Raw genomic sequence first — 18,970 nt, forward strand, 5'->3', positions numbered from 1 at the left:
AGGCTAAATTACTTGATCAGATGCCCGAGAAACGCATAAGCAAAGCCAAAGTAAATAAAGACGCCGAGTAAATCCATGATTGAGGTAATTAAAGGTGCGCTCAGTGTGGCCGGGTCCGCACGCATCAGGCGGGCACCGAAAGGCAGCAGAGCACCAATAATGCCGCCAGCGGCTGTACAAACCATCATGCTCAGACCAATCACCATCAGGATGTCAAAGTTCATTGCGTCCTTGCTGAAATAAGCCAGTATGGTTTCCAGAATACCAATCACAATGGCAATCGCCAAAGCCACAGGTATTTCGCGCTTAATCACAAACCAGACGTCTTTCCAGCAGAGGCGCACTTCACCGAGAGCCATGGCCCGCAGCACCAGGGTGGCAGACTGGCTGCCGGTGTTGCCGCCCATATCCACAATGGGCGCCAAAAACGCGGCCAGAATAATCACTTCGCTGATTAAATCTTCCTGCTGCGATACAAAGGTACTGGTGATGATGCCAAAACCGGTAAGGATAATCAGCCACAGCACCCGCACTTTAAATAATTGCCGGATGCTTGAATCACGCAGACTAAGATCCGCCCCGCCGCCCGATGCGGTACCGCCAAACTGAGACAAGCGCGTTGCGTCCTGCTCTTTTTCAATATCCATCGCATCATCAACGGTCATGATGCCGATCATGCGCTCATTCTGATCCAGCACGGGTATTGCCAATAAATCATAGCGGCGGATCAGTTCAGCAGCCTCTGCGGCTGGCCATTCTGCACGGGCAAAAACCGAATTGGTTTTCATCATTTCATCCACCCGCATCTCTGGCCTTGCCAGCACTAATTCCCGCAAGGAAACGGTACCCAGTAACTGCCTGCCCTCATTCACCACATACACCACATAAATGGTTTCTTTATCCGGTGCGCCCTGGCGCAAGGACAGCAAAGCCTGCTCTGCCGTCTGCTGCGATGTGATTGTGGCATATTCAGAAGTGGTGGCAGAGCCCACCGAGCCTTCAGGAAAAGACGCCAGATTCAGAATATCGTCGCGCTCTGCCTTGGCCAGCGCAGGCAGCAGCAGCTCTTTTTTTTCTGCATTTAAGCGGTTAAAAATATCGGCGCGTTTATCTGAAGCCAGCAGCTCAAACAAATTAACCACGATATCTGCAGGTAAAGCAGCGAGAATTTTGTCTTGTACCGGGGCCGCAAAATGGGCAAACAAAGCGCAGCGGGCGGCAGGATCAAGCGCTCGCAACAATTGCGCAATTTGCGCGATGGGATGAGCTTCTAAAACATCGGCCATATCGGCCAGAGGGGTGCTGCGGGCCAGCCTTGCAAAGGCCTGGCTATCGTATTGGCGCAGCATAGCCTGAATGGCGTTTGATAATTCATGGTGCTTCATAGAGTCGATATCCTTCAGCGGCAGCGCGCATCAGGACACCTCTCAATTTTTAAACGAGGGGAGGCCTTCCGCGCAATGCCGGAATAATTTTAAAAAGTGAATTCCAGTTAAAACAACAACCGGGAGGCTCTGGGTCCATCTTGCTTCGGGTTTCCTGTGTTTAAAAAAAAGGCAGATGCCAGGGTCTGTTGACGTTTCATTCACAATTGCGCTGAGCCGGAAAACGGCCAGGCACAAGGCATGCGACGAAAGCAGACCCTGGCTAAAAAGAAATTAATCTCATTAACATCATCCCTGCGGGGCGCTTTTTATCATTATTTTCACTTTGGCCGGTAGGCGAATTAGTACCACTTTCAGCATCTGAGCTAAATGATCGTCATATTGTAAATATCACCTGAATATTCCACCCCAAAACGACCCGATCAGCATTTATTCACTCAATAAATCAATATCTTATGAAAAAAAGATAATGCATTTTGGGTAAAGACATGGATTCATGTTTCAGCGAAAGTACAGATCATTAAGTTAAGCCCCAGGCATAAATGCTTTCAACATCTTTGCAACAGTCTTCCTCATCCAGCTTGACCCAGGCGGCAAGCCAGCCTAAATTGCCACTTCCATTCACCGACCGGGGACAAGCCATGAATACATCTGCGCCTATTTCTACTGCGGTCGGATATCTCAGCAAGGCATAAACCGCCACTTTTATCCGACCGGCCCAGCTTCTTGCCTGGCAGCCCCTGCGCTGCGCTAGGCTTTCTGACTCGTCTTTCGGATAAGACCATGTACCCCTCTATAGAAAAATTGCGTGCGATCGGCTTCGACCAGCACGCTTTACAAGCATTTCACCTTATTCAATCAGAGCCAGGCAGCAGCCCGCTGCAGCTGGCCCGAATCAGCAATATTCAGCGTGATCGCTTTATGCTGCACGATGGTGCATCTGAACAGCCTGCACAGCTGCGGCCTGCGCTTTATCATGCGCTGCAAAGCCGGGCTGAAACGCTGGCCGTGGGCGATTGGGTGCTGTTCAGCCAGCAGGATCACGCATGGATAGAAAACATTCTTCCGGCAAAAAATCGCCTCAGCCGCCGTAATACCGAAGGGCAAAAACAAGCTTTAGTCGCCAATATTGATCTGGCCCTGCTGGTAATGGGGCTGGATCACGATTTTAATTTGCGCCGCCTGGATCGCTATCTCACCCTTTGTATTGCCAATGATGTAACCCCGCTGCTGGTGCTCAGCAAGGCCGATTGCTCACCACAGGCGGCAGAGAAAATGGCTCAGGCCCGTGCCCACCTGCCCGCCCATATCGGGCTGCTGGCGCTGGATGGCCGGGGAGATTCTGCAAGAGAAGCTTTATTACCCTGGCTGGCTGCAGGCCAGACCGTGGTGCTGCTTGGCTCATCCGGCGCAGGTAAAAGCACACTGACCAACACCCTGATCAGCGCCCGGGTGCAGGACACAGGTGCAGTACGCATGGATGACAGCCGGGGGCGGCACACAACCACCTCGCGCAGCCTGCACCTTTGCCCCAATGGCGCTTGCATTATTGATACGCCGGGTTTGCGCACCATCAGCCTGGATAGCGATGAAGCAGGCATCCACGCCGCTTTTGCCGATATTACGGCGCAGGCGGCCCTATGCCGTTTCAGGGATTGCCAGCATCAGGATGAGCCTGGCTGCGCTGTGCGCGGGCAAATCAGCAGCGACAGGCTAAAAAGCTTTCATAAACTGCTGCGGGAGCAAAGCAGAGAAAGCCAGACGCCCTTGCAAAAACAAGCACAGCTGGCCAAATGGAAAATCATCAGCAAAAGCGCCAGAAACAAAAGGAAAAGCCATATCGATTAATCCACTGCAGACAGCAGGCTTGCCTTAACCAGCAGACAAGAGCAGCCTTAACTACCTGCCAGGCTGAAGCCCACTCGATTCACTAACATCGCATTCAATAAGCAGGTACGAAACGCCGGGCGTTTCGTACCTCATTGCTTAAACCAATAAATAGGCTGGCAGCCTGTGCCGCCTGTCGTCAGGCCTCGTAAAAACTAGATCCTGGTCAAAAAGAAAGCCGCTTAATCCGCTACACTTCGGCCTTTTTTGCTGAAAACAATGAATCCACTTCTCATGATTGCCATCACCACAGGCGCGCTTTCCAGCCTTTGGGGCTGGGCGGCTGTTTCTTTGGGCTTATTAAGCTGGGCAGGATTTTTAGGCTGTACGGCTTATTTTGCCTGCCCGCAAGGCGGCATACGTGGCCTGCTGCTCAGCGCATTAAGCTGCTGCAGCGGTGTATTTTGGGCCATGGTGATTATTCAGGGCAGCGCGATTGCACCTCACCTAGAGATCGCAGGCTATCTGCTGACTGGCGTGGTGGCGTTTCTGATGTGTATTCAGGCTAAACAGCGCTGGCTGAGTTTTATACCGGGCACATTTATTGGCGCTTGTGCCACTTTTGCAGCAAATGGCAACTGGCAGCTTGTGAGTGCCTCACTGCTGATGGGGCTGATTTTTGGTTTTGCCATGAAAAACAGTGGCTTGTGGCTTGCAGCACGCTTTGATCGCCACTCAAATAAAGATTAAATCAAGGCACATATTTCCTTAATTCTGGCTTTTATATCTCTTACATCGGCCTATACTGAATGCGTACTGTGCATTTGCCAGTACCCAACAGGAGCCGTGCCATGAGTAAGTCTAAGCAAAGCCTCAAAGAATCAAAGAAGCAACCGCTGCTGAGCGCCAAAGAAAAGAAAGCAGCTAAACAGATTAAAAAACACGGTGGCGATGCCCTGCCTTTGCTCGCTAAATAAGTTTGAAAACCCTTTGTAAACCCATCTGCGAGGCGTTCGCTGCCGGACGCCATGCCTGATCTGCCCCACGCAAATAAAGCCAGCCAAAGCAGGCATTCTGCAGCAGATTTAATCAGAAATATATATTAAAAACCCAGCTTATACAGTTGGTTTTTTTGGCCTGTTATTACCATTTCTGGCATTGCCCGCACGGATACGATCCCAATATTGCGAGCGCAAAGCAAAATCTTCGGACGATTGAATCCAGATAATTTTATCGCGTGCAGATAAATTAGATTTACTCAGCGTATTGGCCAGCCCCTGCCTCTGAGTTAATTCATTACTCACCGATTTATCCAGCATAAAATTAATCCAATTTTCTGCAAGCATTTTATTTTTTGCCTTAATACTGATTGCCCAGCAATCCAGCCATGCCAGAGCGCCTTCTTTTGGCACGATATAACCCACATCCGCCCCGGCAGCGCGTAATAATTTAAGCTGCTGCATGCCATAATTTGCAAACATTAAGGCGGCTTTGTTTTTTATAAAAGCCTGAGTGCCTTCTTCCGGGCTGTTATAAAAAAATGGTTTTTGATCACGCAGCTCCAGCAGCCTGTTTACCGACCGTGCCATTTCCTGTTTATTTAAATTAAACGGATCTTTAATTCCAATAGTCAGGGCAGTAAAGCTAAAATTATGATTACTGCCATCATGCAAAACAACTTTACCAAGATATTTTTTATTCCATAACTCATTCATAGAAGCAGGTGCTTGCTTCATTTGTTTTTTATCGTAAATCAGGCCCATTTCAGAATAGACAAAAGGAATAGCATATAAATACCCATCCCGGTTAATACTGGGTATTTTTTCAACCCGCCTGAACCGGGGTAATTGTTTTTTAGTATTCGGAATACGTGCTGATTTAATTGGAGCGGCAATGGCCTGATCAATATAGCGCTGCATTTCTGCCGTATTGGCGGCAAAAACATCAAAATTTTCCCCCCGGTTTTTGCTCAGTTTGTCCCACAGCGCCTCATCTGTATCGATAAAAGTCACTTCAACACGTGCATCGAAGCGCTTTTCAAACTCGCTTACCCAGTCACCGTCTGCATAGCCCGGCCATGCTAAAACACGCAAAACTTCAGCAGCCCACGCAGCAGATGATGCACTGACACACAGCAACCCAAACACCGAACGCAAAAAGAAGCGTCTCATTTTGACTCTCAATCCAGGTGGATTTACGAAAAAACCCGTTCCCAAGCAGCAAATTAAAAGAAAATATATAAAAAAACCGAAATTTAATTATAAAGTGCCAAACTAAGGAACTCAAGAAAATTGCAATAGCAATCATAAAGTGATTTGGCATTTTTTACACGAAGAATTTTCACCTGTCGTGATATATAAATATTTAAAAATATTGCGAAGACGCGCCTTAAAAAACAACAAAATGGCACAGTCAGCCTGAATCCGTCCATTATTTATAAAAAAATCACAATGCTGTTTTTTGCTTAAGGCGAAAAAGATTAAATATAAAAAAACCGGCCCGTCTTTATTCATGCCGTTTAAAACGCGCTGATATAAAGTGCAGATCAGCTTATTTATTTCCGGCCAAAAAGTAACCGCTTACGCTGCTGTTTTTAATCCACGCTTCATCATAATCTTCAGCGGCCTTAGGCCGCCCCCAAAAATACCCCTGCACTGCCGGATAGCCCATGGTGCGTAAGATTTGTGACTGCTCAAATGTTTCTACGCCTTCAGCAGTCACATTTAGTTCCAAGCTGTTCGCCATTTGCATAATGGCCGAAAACAGCCCCACATCGCGAGCCGTACCCGGCAGGGAAATAACAAAAGAGCGGTCAATTTTAATTCGGCTAACAGGCAGATATTTAAGCAGAGCCAGTGATGAATAGCCGGTGCCAAAATCATCAATCGCTACACTCACGCCTAATTCACGCATGCCCAGCACCATTTTTCTGATGCTGTGAAAATCCTGCAGCATTGATTCGGTGATTTCTATTTCTATTTGTTCAGGAAAAATATCATGGCGCTGGATCACCGTTTTTAATTCATCTAAAAAATAGTTACCGCGAAACTGCCTTACCGAAACATTCACCGCCATAAATAAATCTTTCCGCCCCGGCTGTGCCCATTTTTTAATTTGCGCTGCAGCCTGATCCAATACCCAGCTGCCAATTGATTCTATTAAGCCTGTATCTTCGGCAATGCTGATAAATTTATCCGGGGGAAGCAAACCAAATTCCGGGTGATTCCAGCGAATCAGCGCTTCAAACCCTAATACACGCGATTCATATAAATCAACTACAGGCTGATAAAAAAGAACAAACTCATTTCTTTGCAATGCGCCGTGCATGCCCTGCTCTAAATTGAGCCGGGTGCGAACGTTTTCGACTAAATCGCTTGAATAAGCACACACCCGGCCTTTGCCCTGCCGTTTGGCCTCGTACATTGCGCTGTCTGCAGCGCTGAGTAAATCGCTCAGTGTCTGGCCATCCTGCGGAAAAAACGCCACGCCGATGCTGGCCCCAATCACCAGCTTTTGTTCGTCTATCTGCATGGGGGCGGCGAGCGATCTTAAAATTTTATTAGCCACCAGCAAGCCTTCGCCAGAAGAAAGCACATCAGGAATCATCACCACAAACTCGTCCCCGCCAAGGCGAACAGCCTCATCGTGGCGGCGAATCTGGCGAACAATCCGGCCCGCCGCTTCCTGAATAACGCGATCACCAATATGGTGGCCTAAAGAATCATTAATCGCTTTAAACCCATCCAGATCAATAAACATAATCGCCACTACCCGCTGATGGCTGAATGCTCTGGCTAATTCGCTCTCAAGATTCTGATCAAGCAGATAACGATTACCAAGGCCGGTCAGCGGATCATGGTAGGCCAGATGCAGCAACTGCCGCTCGGCCTCCCGGATGGCCGAGATATCTGAAAACGTTTGCACAAATTGCAGTACTTCTCCGTGCTGATCTTTTACGGTGCAAATATGCAGCAGCGTTTGTAAGATGGTGCCATCCTGGCGCCTGCAGCCTACCTCGCCCGCCCAGAAACCGCTGGCTGTGCAGGCAATATCAGCATAAGAGATTTCCATATCGCGGCGGTTAACCATAAACTCGGCGGCATAATGCCCCAGCGCCGCTTCTTCCGCATAACCTGTTAATTTACAAAACGCAGGGTTTACCGATGAAATACGCCCATCGGTATTCAGCACCATAATGCCCTCGGAAATGGTGCTGAATACAATGCTGGCCTGCTGCAGCCTTTCTTCCATTTTTTTGCGCGGTGTCACATCTCTCAGTGCGCCAATCACCAGCTTCTGTTCCGGCCTGTTTATACGCAAATGACCAAACATTTCTAAATAAGCATATTCACCAGAATCGCGCAGCGCCCTGAAATCGCACTTAAAAAAGCCCTGTGTCCGTAAAGTGCTTTCAACATTATGTCTGTCATCCGGGTGCACTCTGGCAAGCATCGCCGATAAGCTGGCAATAAAGGGCTGCAGGCTGCTTCCCCAGATCAGCTGAAAACGCTCATCCCCAATCAGATGATCATGCGGGGATTCCCACTCCCAGGTGGCAAGCTCTGCAGCCTCGATGGCAATGGCCAGCTTTTGCTCTGATTTTGCCAAAGCCTGCTCTGCATCGTGGCGCGAGCGGGCTACCTGAATCACGGCGTTTAAGTCTTTTTTATTGTAGGGCTTGGTTAAATAGCCAAAGGGTTTGGCCACAGCGGCGCGCCGCACTGTTTTTTCATCGGCATAGGCTGATAAAAAAATAACAGGCAATTGCCAGTGCCGGTAAATTTCATGGCAGGCCTCAATGCCGTCACCATGGCCCTGCAGATGAATATCCATCAGTAATAAGCTGGGCTGATGGGATGCAACCGCCTCGATCGCCCCCTCCATGCTGATCGAAATAGCGCACACCTGATGGCCCATTTCTTCCAGTGTTTGCTGCAAATCTAAGGCAACAACAGGCTCATCCTCCACGATTAAGATGTTTTCAGCCTTCATCAGCCATCCCTTTGCGCTTTATATTCATTGATTAAAAGAATAAAGCTGGCACCAGCAGGGGATGATTCCGTAAGCAAGCGCCCTTGCAGCTGATTGACAAACATGGGAATCAGCTGCGATCCAAGGCCTGTTTTTTGATCCCAGCTAAATTGCGCGGGTAAGCCACAGCCATTGTCACGCACTAATAATTGCAGTTGCTGATCAGGCAGCAGCTTTAAGCCGACTTCAATCAGGCCTGATTTTTCTGTTGGAAAAGCGTGCTTAATGGCATTTAAAACCAGCTCGTTAATCACAAGGCCAAAAGGGATAATCCTCGTGACATCGAGCGTGGCCTCAGGCTCTGCCCCTAAAAAAACGAGTTTTATTTTAGATTCTGCCACCCCGTAGATGGCCTCCATCAGAAACACCAGGCGGGACAAAAAATCAGCTAAATTCACATCAGAAAGATGATCAGATTCGTACAAAAGCTGATGAACCAGCGCCATTGCGCTGATGCGCCCCTGGCATTCTGCTATCGCTGGCATGGCTTCGGGGGGCACTTTCCGAGCCTGTAAATTCAGCAGGCTGGACACAATTTGCAAATTATTTTTTACGCGGTGATGCACCTCGTGCAGCAGCGCCGTTTTTTCATCAAGGGCATGCTGCAGATCTTCCCGCTGACGTTTCTGCGCACTGATATCCCTGGCTAATTTGCACGCGCCCACCACCACGCCCTGGCGATCACGAAGCGGAGAAATCGTGACCGAAACCTGTACCTCGCTGCCATTTTTATGAATACGCGCAGTTTCAAATGAAGGCACCCGCTCGCCGCTTGCGATGCGCTGCAAAATGGAGGCTTCTTCACTCAATTGACCGGGCGGAAATAAGCGGCTGACAGACATCCCAATCGCCTCTGCCGCCGCATAGCCCAATAAACGCTCTGCCGCAGAGTTCCAGCTGAGAATGATGCCGTCTAATGATTTAGTAATAATGGCGTCATCGGATGATTCAATCACCGAAAAATAACGCTCCTCGGATAAATGCAAAGCCGCTTCGCTTTGATGGCGCTGGGTAATATCCATGCCCGAAGGAATCAGATGCGTGATATTGCCTTCCTCATCCCGCAGAGGGGCCAGCATAAAATCGATCCACATCCGGCTGTTGTTTTTCATTCTGACAGGCACATCATAACGAACCGTTTCGCCCTGCCTGCAGCGGCTAATCGCATCAATCAGCCTGGCCTGAATGGCTTCATCATAAGACCACCAGTAGCAATCCCAGAATTTTTTACCGCGTACATCATCGATACTCAGGCCAGCAGCAAGCAGCGGCGCCAGATTGGCCTCGGATAAGGTGCCATCCAGCTCTAATACCCCAACAAAAGAAAATAAATTATCCAGAACCTTAAGCAGCTTATGCTGGCTGTTCTGCAAAAGCTGCTCGGCCACATTATCCAGCGTGGAATCCTGAATAATTGCCAGCACCCCGCGTATGTCTCCCGCCTGACCTTTCCAGGGATAATACGAAGCCATTCTGTGCACCGTATGCCCATCCACGCCCGCTTTACCACGAATCTCCTGCTTTACAAGCGGCTTGCCGGTATCCAGCACAAACTGCAGCTTGGGCTCGATCACCATCGCAGCCTGAGGTAAAAACTCTTCCAACCTTTTTCCAAGGTGATCTGCCACGCTCATATGATTAACACTGGCATGGCGGGAATTAATGCACAGCTGCCGCAGCCCGCGATCAAGCACCGCGACACCTGTCGGCACATTTTCCAGTAGTAAAGGGAAAATCTCCTGAATATCTTCAGGCAAGAGCAGATGCATGCAAGCACTCCGGAAAAGGGGGCTGGCTTACTTTTATAATCTATAACTGGTAATTAATACGAAATTATTCACCATTAAACAGATCAGGCGGCAATAAAAAACAGCAATAACCATGTAAGCAAATATAATATTACTCAAGCCACCCAAACCTGAACAACAGCCCCTGCAGCAATACCCCCGTCAATGCGAGATAAAGTCATCAAGTACGCGCTATCATGCAGCCCTGCACTTATTACAGAAAATACCCCATGCTATTGAACTGGTTTTCTATTACCCGGCTGGGTGAAGCCGGCTTACTTTTGCCGCTGGCCATTGCCCTGATACTGGGCCTGGCCCTGATGCGTGCCCACCCGCTATGGGCCCGGTTTGCCCTGCGCCTGCTGCTGGCGATCACCATCACGCTTATCAGCAAAATCGCCTTTTTTGCCATGGGCTTTGGCATCCCTGCCATCAATTTTATCGGCTTCAGCGGCCACACCCTGCTGGCCACCGCCATTCTGCCCGTGTTATTTGCGTGGGTATTTATCAGTAAAGAAGGCTGCTTCAGCAAAGCAGGTTTAGCACTGGGCTTAATCATCGCCGCAATCATTGGCTGGTCGCGGCTGAAAGTGAACGCACACAGCAGCAGTGAAGTCATCTCAGGCTGGCTGCTGGGCTATATGGTTGTGCACCCATTCTGGAAAGCCCGCATCCAAAGCTTCGCCCCCCTGAAAAGACTCATCCCCATCGCCTTTACCGCACTGGTGTTCATCATGTGGTCGCAACCCCAAACCGCCATCCACATCCCCTCCTACACATGGGAGCAAGACATCGCCAGATGGCTGATCGGGCACAATAAGATTTATACAAGGCAGGACCTGCATCAAAAAGAGGAAAATAAGCAGCCCTAGCACCGCAAAACCCACATCTTGATACACGGAGAAAAGCAAAGACGGAGACAAACAATCAGGCTTGCTCTTCGATTTAGCTTTGGCTTTGGCTTTGGCTTTGGCTTTGGCTTTGGCTTTGGCTTTGGCTTTGGCTTTAGCTTTAGCTTTAGAGAATTTTCACCCCAGCGAATTAATATCACAACTCATCGCACGGGGCTTAAGTCTCCCCTTGAAGCACGCCGAAGCGAGGAACAAGCGGGGCGGGGTTTCGGCGAGGATGTTTGAACGAGCGCAGCGAGTGAGTCCCGCAGCCGCCGACTCGATTGTCCGCAGTGAGGGGATTTCGTGCTGGCCGGGGCGGCCTGCTTTGCTTACTTTCTTGGCCGTTCAAGAAAGTGAGTCCCCTGCGGGGGATTCCCGCACCTAAATCAACGTGCCGAAGGCACTAAAAAGTACCGATCAAACACACCATCAATTCAATCTATTTCAGAATAAACAGGCAATCTTAGATGCTTTATTGAGCCCAGTTCTCGATTCAGCATTGCACGTTGGGCAGATAAAACATGCCCAACCTACGTTTATTTAAGCATCTATCTCAAATATCTCAATACATTCTATTTCTTTATTAAACCTGTTTCTAAAAACAGTACCGATAGAAAATTTAATCTTAAAAAATACGCCTTTTTCATTCTTTGCAATTACCTCAGCATTCACAGGCATAACCCACGCATTTATACTTTTTTCACAACCATCCAATGGATCTATTAAATAGTTATTGTCAATTAACCATTTATCAATCATACCTGAGGATATTTTTACTCTTCTTTTATGGCCTAAGTAAAGTGAATATACAAAATAGATCACAAATAAAAAAATAAATATTTCATATTCACCCCAAAAAAAAGGCCGCCCAAAGGCAGCCTTTCTATTTCAATTAAATATTAATCCCAGCTCAAAGCCCCGCCAGTCTGATACTCAGTAACCCGTGTCTCAAAGAAATTCTTCTCTTTCTTCAAATCAATCATCTCACTCATCCATGGGAATGGATTAGTTACGCCTGGGTACATTGGCTCCAGGCCGATTTGCTGCAAGCGGCGGTTGGCGATAAAGCGCAGGTATTCTTTGAATTGCGAGGCATTCAGGCCCAGCACGCCGCGGGGCATGGTGTCTTCGGCGTAGGCGTATTCCAGCTCTACACCGCGCTTGAACAAGCCGTAGATTTCAGCTTTAAATTCTTCGGTCCACAGCTGCGGGTTTTCCATTTTGATGGTGTTGATCAGATCAATACCAAAGTTACAGTGCATGGATTCATCGCGCAGGATGTACTGGTACTGCTCGGCAGCGCCGGTCATTTTGTTCTGGCGGCCCAGCGCCAGGATTTGCACAAAGCCCACGTAGAAGAACAGGCCTTCCATAATGCAGGCGAATACGATGATAGAGCGCAGCAGTTGCTGATCTGTTTCCAGCGTGCCGGTTTTAAAGCTTGGGTCGGTCAGGATATTGATAAATGGAATCAGGAATTCATCTTTATCGCGGATCGAGGCCACTTCGTTGTAGGCGTTAAAGACTTCGCCCTCGTCCAAGCCCAAAGATTCAACAATATATTGATAAGCGTGGGTGTGGATGGCTTCGTCGAAAGCCTGGCGCAGTAAAAACTGACGGCATTCTGGCGAAGTGATCTGGCGGTAAGTGCCCAGAACGATGTTATTAGCAGCCAGGCTGTCTGCCGTAACAAAGAAGCCCAGATTGCGTTTGACCAAACGGCGCTCGTCATCGGTCAGGCCGTTCGGGCTTTTCCACAGCTCGATATCGCGCTGCATGTTTACTTCTTGCGGCATCCAGTGGTTTGCACACTGCGCCAGATATTTTTCCCATGCCCATTTGTGCTTAAACGGCACCAGCTGATTCACGTCGGTGGTGCCGTTAATCACGCGTTTATCTGAGGCTTTTACGCGTTTGGCGGTAGCGGCATCCAGATTGATTTCGGTAGCCGGGCTGCTGATTTCATCGTCAAAGTTGAGCATTACTATTCCTGTCTTACTGATGTTGATACCTGCTGATTTGTAGCACTCAGCGGGCGAGTTTTAATATTTCTGATGCTTACGGAGCCGGTTTGCTCAGCAAGCGGATTTTGATATTGCTGGTGTCGGTAATGCCATACTTCTGGCCCAGGGCGTAAAAATCGCGCTCATGCTGATCGCTGATGATCAGGCTGGATTGAAAACTCAGTGCCAGATGCACTTCGCCGAGGTAAACCACTTCACCGGCTTTGATTTCAAAACTTTGCCCTATCGGCAGCTGATCACGGCGCTGCTGCGGCCAGCCTGCGGCGGTGTAGTTCCAGTCACCCACAGCCTGCGGCACGGTATATTGGCCTGGTGCCAGGCTGAGCAGGTGCAGCTTGCCAATAGCATTTTTATTTGGCGCGGCGATGGTGTCGTGCAAAATACTGGCGTTTAAATCACGGCGGCCACCTGGCCCCTCCAGGCGCATCCATGCATTGGCGCCATCCTGATCAAAGGAATTAAGCGTTAAGGCCACAAGCACATAGCCCTGATCCGCTGGCGGAGTAAGCTTGCCCTGCACCACGGCCACCGGCGCTGTGGCACAGGCACTTAAAAATAAAACAGTGCTGAGAATTAAACTTTTAAACATTCGGCTGCCTATTGCAATAAGCGGGTAGTGATGCTGCTGGTGTCCTGCACGCCCCACTGCCTGAGTTGATAAAAATCGCGCGGTGCCTGATCGCTGTACGTCAGGGCAGAGGCAAAATTAAGCGCTGCGTTCATCTCGCCTAAATACAGCACTTCGCCTGCGGCAACCTGAAACTGCCGCTCTATTTTAAAGTGCGGCTGCCCGCCCCGTCCGTTTGATCCGTTTACCGCCCATTCTCCCCACGCTTCACTTACCGTATAGCTGCCCGCTGCCAGCGGTAAAACCCATAATCGCCCGCGCGTTTCGCTGTCTGGCCCGCTGATCACATCGCGGCTGATATCGGCACGCAGGCTGTGCTTAGCATTTGCCCCGGCCAGCTCCACTTGCAGCGAAGCCCGGTCTGATGACAAAGATTGCAGGCTTAAAGCCAGCACCACATAGCCCTGCCCTGCGGGCGGAACCAGCCTGCCGTTTTCAATTTGCATCGCGGGCTGACCACTGCAAGCAGCCACGAAGGCGCTGGCCAGAGCGGCGACGCTGCGTTTGCATCGCAACAGAAAACTCACTTGGCGATACAGGCGATGCGTAAAACTTCGGCACGCCAGCGTGCTTTATCGGCGTCTGGCAACCATGATGCTTCAAAACTATGGTTAATCAATTGAACGACCTCACTGGCAGATAAATCCAAAGCAGCTCGGCAAGCGAGTAAGTTTGCGTTGAGATAGCCACCAAAATACGCCGGATCGTCCGAGTTCACCATGGCGCACAGGCCCGCTGCCAACAAATTACGTAAATTATGTTTGGATAAATCATCCACCACACAGAGCTTTAAATTTGAAAGCGGGCAAACAGTCAGCGGCACACGCTCTGTCGCCAGACGCACCACCAGGGTGGCATCATCAGTACAGCGCACGCCATGATCGATACGCTTAGCGTCCAAAAGATCCAGTGCTTCGGTGATATAAGAAGCAGGGCCTTCTTCACCGGCATGGGCTACGACAGGCAAACCTAAATCGCGGCAACGCTTAAATAACTTCTGAAACTTGGCAGGCGGATGGCCCAGCTCGCTGGAATCTAAGCCCACACCATCAATTTGCGCGAGATAAGGCAGCGCGGCTTCCAGCGTGGCTTTGCCATCGGCTTCGGATAAATGGCGCAAAAAGCACAGGATCAGCCTGGAGCTGATGCCCAGCTTATCGGTGGCATCCTGCAGGGCGCGGGTAATGCCGTTGATAACCGTGCCAATATCAATGCCACGCGCAGTATGCGTTTGCGGATCAAAAAAGATCTCGGTGTGCACGATATGATCTGAGTAAGCGCGCTCGCAGTAGGCCCAGGTCAGATCGTAAAAATCTTCTTCGGTCACCAGCACGCTGGCACCGGCGTAGTACAGGTCTAAAAATGACTGCAGATTATCAAAAGAATAAGCAGCACGAACTTCTTCTACATTGGCGTAAGGCAGGGTAATGCCGTTTTTTTGCGCCAGCTCGAACATCATTTCCGGCTCTAAAGTGCCTTCGATATGCAGATGCAGCTCGGTTTTGGGTAAGGCGAGGATCAGTTGATCGACAGGGTGCAGGGCTTCGGTCATTTGACTCTCAAGGTGTTTTTAACAAGTTCATACATAAAATTAGTTTGGGTAACACCTTCGTTACCCAAACTACAAAAATTCAACCTTTAGGTGGAAATGGGTCTTTACCGTAAGTTGAACGTTCTCTTATTTTTCCATCACGACCTTGAATTATTAATTCAGACTCCTGACTCTGAGCCGCTATTTTTCCGGCCTGAATTGCCTCTGCTTGAGTTGAATAGACCTTAGTCACACGAAGATTACCTTCGCCCTTTAAGGCCCAATTTTTATCATGCTTTACGACCCACTGATTTTTCATTTAACACTCCTCAACGACGATAACTAAGAAAATAAAGTTACAAGCCCTCAAAAAGCAGCCTGTAACTCATTAATACTTAATGTGAAGGCATCGAACGAAGATGCTTACAGACAAACTCGATACGCCCATAACGGCGGCGTGTGTAAGCACAGACATCCACAAGTTTTTCAGTCATAAAAAAACCTCAATCTATTTTTGACGGTGATTTTATAACCAAGGAGTGCTACTATCAGTGTTCCCCACAAGGAAAAGAAGAGCACTCAATGGCAAGCAGAGGGACACCTTACTTCCATGCTTTTCAAGAAAACCCACCATGCGTCAACATGGTGGGTTTTTTTATTCTATTACTGACAGCTTTCGCATTCAGGATTATCAATCGAGCAGAATTTCATATCTGTTGCAGGTAATGCTGCGTCGATTGCGGCCATAGCGGGTTCTGCTGCACTGCTGCCTGCAACGGCTGCTGTGCTGCTGTAGCCGCCATTTACTGGCACGGCATTCAGCTCGCCACCGCTGCCGGTGGATTTTTCTGCGGCGGTAGCGGCCATGGTGCGCAGGTAGTAGGTGGTTTTCAGGCCACGTAACCACGCCAGTTTGTACAGCTCGTCCAGTTTCTTGCCTGATGCACCAGCAAGGTAGAGGTTGAGCGACTGGCCCTGGTCGATCCACTTCTGGCGGCGCGATGCGCATTCAACCAGCCAGCTTGGATCTACTTCAAACGCGGTGGCGTAGAGATCACGCAGGTCTTGCGGGATACGCTCTACTTTAGATACCGAGCCGTCAAAGAATTTCAGGTCAGAGATCATCACCGCATCCCACAGACCGCGCTCTTTCAGATCGCGTACCAGGTATTCATTTACCACGGTGAACTCACCCGACAAGTTCGATTTCACAAACAAGTTTTGGTAAGTTGGCTCGATACACGCCGATACACCAATGATGTTGGCAATCGTTGCGGTTGGCGCAATCGCCAGGCAGTTGGAGTTACGCATACCGTGTACACGAACGCGTTCGCGCAGCTGGGTCCAATCGAGGCTGGAGCCGGTATTCATTTCCAGATAGCCGCCGCGCTCTTCCGCCAGCAACTTAATCGAATCTTGTGGCAATACACCGCGATCCCACAGGCTGCCTTTGTAGCTTGGGTAAGTGCCGCGCTCTTGCGCCAGCTCTGTAGAAGCCCAGTAAGCGTGGTAAGCCACGGTTTCCATCGAGATATCGGCAAACTCAACCGCAGCATCCGAGCCATAAGGCAGGCGCAGCATATGCAAGCAATCCTGGAAGCCCATAATGCCCATCCCTACCGGACGATGCTTCAGATTGGATTCACGCGCTTTACGTACCGGGTAGAAGTTAATGTCGATCACGTTATCGAGCATGCGCATCGCTGTTTTAATGGTGCGCGCCAGTTTATTGGTATCCAGTTCACCATTTTTAATGTGGTTCACCAGATTTACCGAGCCCAGATTACATACCGCAATTTCGTTCTCGTTGGTGTTCAGGGTGATCTCTGTACACAGGTTCGAGCTGTGCACCACGCCAACGTGCTGCTGCGGGCTGCGGATATTGCAAGGATCTTTAAAAGTGATCCATGGATGGCCAGTTTCAAACAGCATGGAAAGCATCTTGCGCCATAGACCCAGCGCAGGAATCTTCTTGGCGATTTTCATTTCGCCACGCGCCGCTTTTGCTTCGTAGGCCACGTAAGCCTGTTCAAAATCTTTACCAAACTTGTCGTGCAGATCAGGCGCTTCGGACGGGCTGAACAATGTCCACTCGCCGCCCTGCATCACGCGCTTCATAAAGAGATCAGGAATCCAGTTGGCAGTATTCATATCATGCGTGCGGCGACGGTCATCACCGGTGTTTTTACGCATTTCCAGGAATTCTTCGATATCTGCGTGCCAGGTTTCAAGGTAGGCACACACCGCGCCCTTACGCTTGCCGCCCTGATTTACCGCTACAGCGGTGTCATTCACTACTTTCAGGAAAGGCACAATCCCTTGCGACTTGCCGTTGGTGCCCTTGATATGGCTGCCCAGGGAGCGCACAGGTGTCCAGTCATTACCCAAACCACCAGCGTATTTAGATAAGAGCGCGTTTTCTTTCAGCGCTTCGTAAATGCCTTCCAGATCATCGGAAACAGTGGTGAGGTAGCAGCTGGAAAGCTGGCTGCGACGGCTGCCGGCGTTAAACAGCGTTGGGGTCGAGCTCATAAAATCAAAACTGGACAAGACGTTGTAGAACTCGATCGCGCGCTCTTCGCGGTTGATCTCATTCATCGCAAGGCCCATCGCTACGCGCATAAAGAAGCTTTGTGGCAGCTCGATACGGGTGTCTTCGATATGCAGGAAATAACGGTCGTACAAGGTTTGCAGGCCAAGGTAGCCGAACTGGTAATCACGGTTGTGATCCAGCGCCGCGCCCAGCTTGGCTAAATCGTACTGAGCGAGGTTTTCATCCAGCAGCTCAGCATCAATACCGCGCTTGATAAATTGCGGGAAGTAATCGGCATAGCGCGATGCCATTTCTTCGTGGCTCACTTCCTTGCCCAAAACTTCAGAGCGGAGATTGTTCAGCAGTAAGCGTGCAGTTACAAAGCTGTACGCCGGGTCTTTTTCAATCAGCTGACGCGACGACATAATCAGTGCACGGCGAACTTCGTCGCTCGGTACACCGTCGTAAACGTTTTTCAGGGTTTCAGCCAGCATCGCGGCCTGATCGGTAGTGCCTTCCAGGCCTTTGCAGCAAGAAGCGATCAGCGCTTTTAATTGCGCTAAATCGAGCGGGCGGCTGCTGCCATTCGGGTACAGCACATTGATTTCGTGATGATGCTCAGGCTCAAAGCGGGAATGACGCTCTTTGCTGCGCTCTTCGCGGTATAAAACATAGGCACGGGCTACATCGTGCTCGCCGGCGCGCATCAGCGCCAGCTCAACCTGATCCTGGATATCTTCAATATGAATCGCGCCGCCTTCCGGCTTGCGACGCATCAGCGCCGACACCACGGATTCAGTTAATAAGCTGGCTTTCTGGCGCACGGCAGCGCTGGAAGCGGCATCACTACCTAATACAGCGATAAACGTTTTGGTCACTGCTACGGTGATTTTATTAGGTGCAAAAGACACCACCGATCCATCGCGGCGAATGGTTTTGTAATCGGCATAGCTGCTGTGCTGCTGAGCAGTGTTAACGCTATCGGTCATAGGGCTCTCATTGAGTTGCGCGTGCGGCTGAGTGGGCACGTCTCGCTGTGGATAATTCTGTGGATTTCTTGTGGAGAAACACTATATGTAGTGTTTAACAAGAAGAGTTAACACAAATACTAGTGTCTTTCGGGGAAAGTGGCAAGCAGATGATGGGCAAGAAAAAAGGCTGCGAATGTACAAAAAAAAGCAGCTTCCGCAAAGCGAGTATTTATGCGGTTTGAGCGCTGTAGCAGGAAAACGACATCATAAAAAAAACGACAAATCACAGCATAAACCATCGTTAAAAAAAGCACACCAATGGCATAAACACCCCAGACCCCAGAGACAGCATTAATTGCC

Annotated in this window: 15 protein-coding genes; 4 read left to right on the forward strand and 11 right to left on the reverse strand. The window is 49.6% G+C overall.

Features of this window, described 5'->3' with window-relative positions:
- Positions 1 to 8 precede the first annotated feature (8 nt).
- Positions 9 to 1,385, reverse strand: a complete 1,377-nt coding sequence (gene mgtE / locus HA050_RS01690; RefSeq protein WP_166821248.1) for a magnesium transporter — start codon at positions 1,383 to 1,385, stop codon at positions 9 to 11.
- A gap of 783 nt (positions 1,386 to 2,168) precedes the next feature.
- Here mgtE and rsgA point away from each other — a divergent pair.
- The 3 genes from rsgA (at position 2,169) to HA050_RS22280 (ending at position 4,189) form a co-directional block, all read left to right on the forward strand.
- Positions 2,169 to 3,233, forward strand: coding sequence for a ribosome small subunit-dependent GTPase A (gene rsgA / locus HA050_RS01695; protein ID WP_166821251.1), 1,065 nt, complete (start codon positions 2,169 to 2,171; stop codon positions 3,231 to 3,233).
- A 258-nt stretch (positions 3,234 to 3,491) separates the two neighbouring features.
- Positions 3,492 to 3,962 carry a DUF1097 domain-containing protein gene (locus HA050_RS01700; protein ID WP_166821253.1) on the forward strand — a complete coding sequence of 157 codons (471 nt, stop codon included), beginning with the start codon at positions 3,492 to 3,494 and terminating at the stop codon, positions 3,960 to 3,962.
- 101 nt (positions 3,963 to 4,063) lie between these two features.
- Positions 4,064 to 4,189, forward strand: coding sequence for a hypothetical protein (locus tag HA050_RS22280; RefSeq protein ID WP_277344347.1), 126 nt, complete (start codon positions 4,064 to 4,066; stop codon positions 4,187 to 4,189).
- Positions 4,190 to 4,327: 138 nt separating this feature from the next.
- On the opposite strand, the gene HA050_RS01705 is transcribed toward HA050_RS22280, so the two are convergent.
- The 3 genes from HA050_RS01705 to HA050_RS01715 form a co-directional block, all read right to left on the reverse strand.
- Positions 4,328 to 5,383, reverse strand: a complete 1,056-nt coding sequence (locus tag HA050_RS01705; RefSeq protein ID WP_166821255.1) for an extracellular solute-binding protein — start codon at positions 5,381 to 5,383, stop codon at positions 4,328 to 4,330.
- Between the two features lie 379 nt (positions 5,384 to 5,762).
- Positions 5,763 to 8,204: a two-component system response regulator gene (locus tag HA050_RS01710; protein WP_166821258.1), complete on the reverse strand. Its 2,442-nt coding sequence runs from the start codon at positions 8,202 to 8,204 to the stop codon at positions 5,763 to 5,765.
- Positions 8,204 to 10,012 carry a PAS domain-containing protein gene (locus HA050_RS01715; protein ID WP_166821260.1) on the reverse strand — a complete coding sequence of 603 codons (1,809 nt, stop codon included), beginning with the start codon at positions 10,010 to 10,012 and terminating at the stop codon, positions 8,204 to 8,206. The genes HA050_RS01710 and HA050_RS01715 overlap by 1 nt, the downstream gene beginning before the upstream one ends.
- Positions 10,013 to 10,260: 248 nt before the next feature.
- On the opposite strand from HA050_RS01715, the gene HA050_RS01720 reads away from it, so the two are divergent.
- A complete protein-coding gene (locus tag HA050_RS01720) occupies positions 10,261 to 10,902 on the forward strand; it encodes a phosphatase PAP2 family protein (RefSeq protein ID WP_166821263.1) in 642 nt (213 codons plus the stop codon).
- Positions 10,903 to 11,463: 561 nt separating this feature from the next.
- Here the strand turns inward: HA050_RS01720 and HA050_RS01725 are convergent.
- From HA050_RS01725 to HA050_RS01755, 7 genes are all read right to left on the reverse strand, one after another.
- Positions 11,464 to 11,682, reverse strand: a complete 219-nt coding sequence (locus HA050_RS01725; RefSeq protein ID WP_166821265.1) for a hypothetical protein — start codon at positions 11,680 to 11,682, stop codon at positions 11,464 to 11,466.
- A gap of 140 nt (positions 11,683 to 11,822) precedes the next feature.
- Positions 11,823 to 12,905, reverse strand: a complete 1,083-nt coding sequence (locus tag HA050_RS01730; RefSeq protein ID WP_166821268.1) for a ribonucleotide-diphosphate reductase subunit beta — start codon at positions 12,903 to 12,905, stop codon at positions 11,823 to 11,825.
- A gap of 76 nt (positions 12,906 to 12,981) precedes the next feature.
- On the reverse strand, positions 12,982 to 13,536 hold the full coding sequence (locus tag HA050_RS01735; protein ID WP_166821270.1) for a hypothetical protein: 555 nt from the start codon (positions 13,534 to 13,536) through the stop codon (positions 12,982 to 12,984).
- Between the two features lie 8 nt (positions 13,537 to 13,544).
- Positions 13,545 to 14,090, reverse strand: coding sequence for a hypothetical protein (locus HA050_RS01740; RefSeq protein ID WP_166821273.1), 546 nt, complete (start codon positions 14,088 to 14,090; stop codon positions 13,545 to 13,547).
- An 8-nt stretch (positions 14,091 to 14,098) separates the two neighbouring features.
- The gene (locus tag HA050_RS01745) at positions 14,099 to 15,127 is read right to left on the reverse strand and encodes an adenosine deaminase (RefSeq protein WP_166821275.1); all 1,029 of its coding nucleotides are present in this window, start codon (positions 15,125 to 15,127) and stop codon (positions 14,099 to 14,101) included.
- A 79-nt stretch (positions 15,128 to 15,206) separates the two neighbouring features.
- A complete protein-coding gene (locus HA050_RS01750; protein ID WP_166821277.1) occupies positions 15,207 to 15,425 on the reverse strand; it encodes a DUF2188 domain-containing protein in 219 nt (72 codons plus the stop codon).
- A 344-nt stretch (positions 15,426 to 15,769) separates the two neighbouring features.
- Positions 15,770 to 18,628, reverse strand: coding sequence for a ribonucleoside-diphosphate reductase subunit alpha (locus HA050_RS01755; protein WP_166821280.1), 2,859 nt, complete (start codon positions 18,626 to 18,628; stop codon positions 15,770 to 15,772).
- Between the last annotated feature and the right edge of the window lie 342 nt (positions 18,629 to 18,970).

Origin of the sequence: Iodobacter violaceini (genome assembly GCF_011601265.1) — a bacterium.
GTDB classification, from domain to species: Bacteria; Pseudomonadota; Gammaproteobacteria; order Burkholderiales; family Chitinibacteraceae; genus Iodobacter; species Iodobacter violaceini.

Bases quoted from the DNA above. Each gene is read 5' to 3' on its own strand.
- HA050_RS01720 (WP_166821263.1), top strand. From the start codon at position 10,261: ATGCTATTGAACTGGTTTTCTATTACCCGGCTGGGTGAAGCCGGCTTA.
- rsgA (WP_166821251.1), top strand. From the start codon at position 2,169: ATGTACCCCTCTATAGAAAAATTGCGTGCGATCGGCTTCGACCAGCAC.
- HA050_RS22280 (WP_277344347.1), top strand. From the start codon at position 4,064: ATGAGTAAGTCTAAGCAAAGCCTCAAAGAATCAAAGAAGCAACCGCTG.
- mgtE (WP_166821248.1), bottom strand. From the start codon at position 1,385: ATGAAGCACCATGAATTATCAAACGCCATTCAGGCTATGCTGCGCCAA.
- HA050_RS01725 (WP_166821265.1), bottom strand. From the start codon at position 11,682: ATGATTGATAAATGGTTAATTGACAATAACTATTTAATAGATCCATTG.
- HA050_RS01710 (WP_166821258.1), bottom strand. From the start codon at position 8,204: ATGAAGGCTGAAAACATCTTAATCGTGGAGGATGAGCCTGTTGTTGCC.
- HA050_RS01750 (WP_166821277.1), bottom strand. From the start codon at position 15,425: ATGAAAAATCAGTGGGTCGTAAAGCATGATAAAAATTGGGCCTTAAAG.
- HA050_RS01715 (WP_166821260.1), bottom strand. From the start codon at position 10,012: ATGCATCTGCTCTTGCCTGAAGATATTCAGGAGATTTTCCCTTTACTA.
- HA050_RS01745 (WP_166821275.1), bottom strand. From the start codon at position 15,127: ATGACCGAAGCCCTGCACCCTGTCGATCAACTGATCCTCGCCTTACCC.
- HA050_RS01755 (WP_166821280.1), bottom strand. From the start codon at position 18,628: ATGACCGATAGCGTTAACACTGCTCAGCAGCACAGCAGCTATGCCGAT.
- HA050_RS01730 (WP_166821268.1), bottom strand. From the start codon at position 12,905: ATGCTCAACTTTGACGATGAAATCAGCAGCCCGGCTACCGAAATCAAT.
- HA050_RS01700 (WP_166821253.1), top strand. From the start codon at position 3,492: ATGAATCCACTTCTCATGATTGCCATCACCACAGGCGCGCTTTCCAGC.
- HA050_RS01705 (WP_166821255.1), bottom strand. From the start codon at position 5,383: ATGAGACGCTTCTTTTTGCGTTCGGTGTTTGGGTTGCTGTGTGTCAGT.
- HA050_RS01735 (WP_166821270.1), bottom strand. From the start codon at position 13,536: ATGTTTAAAAGTTTAATTCTCAGCACTGTTTTATTTTTAAGTGCCTGT.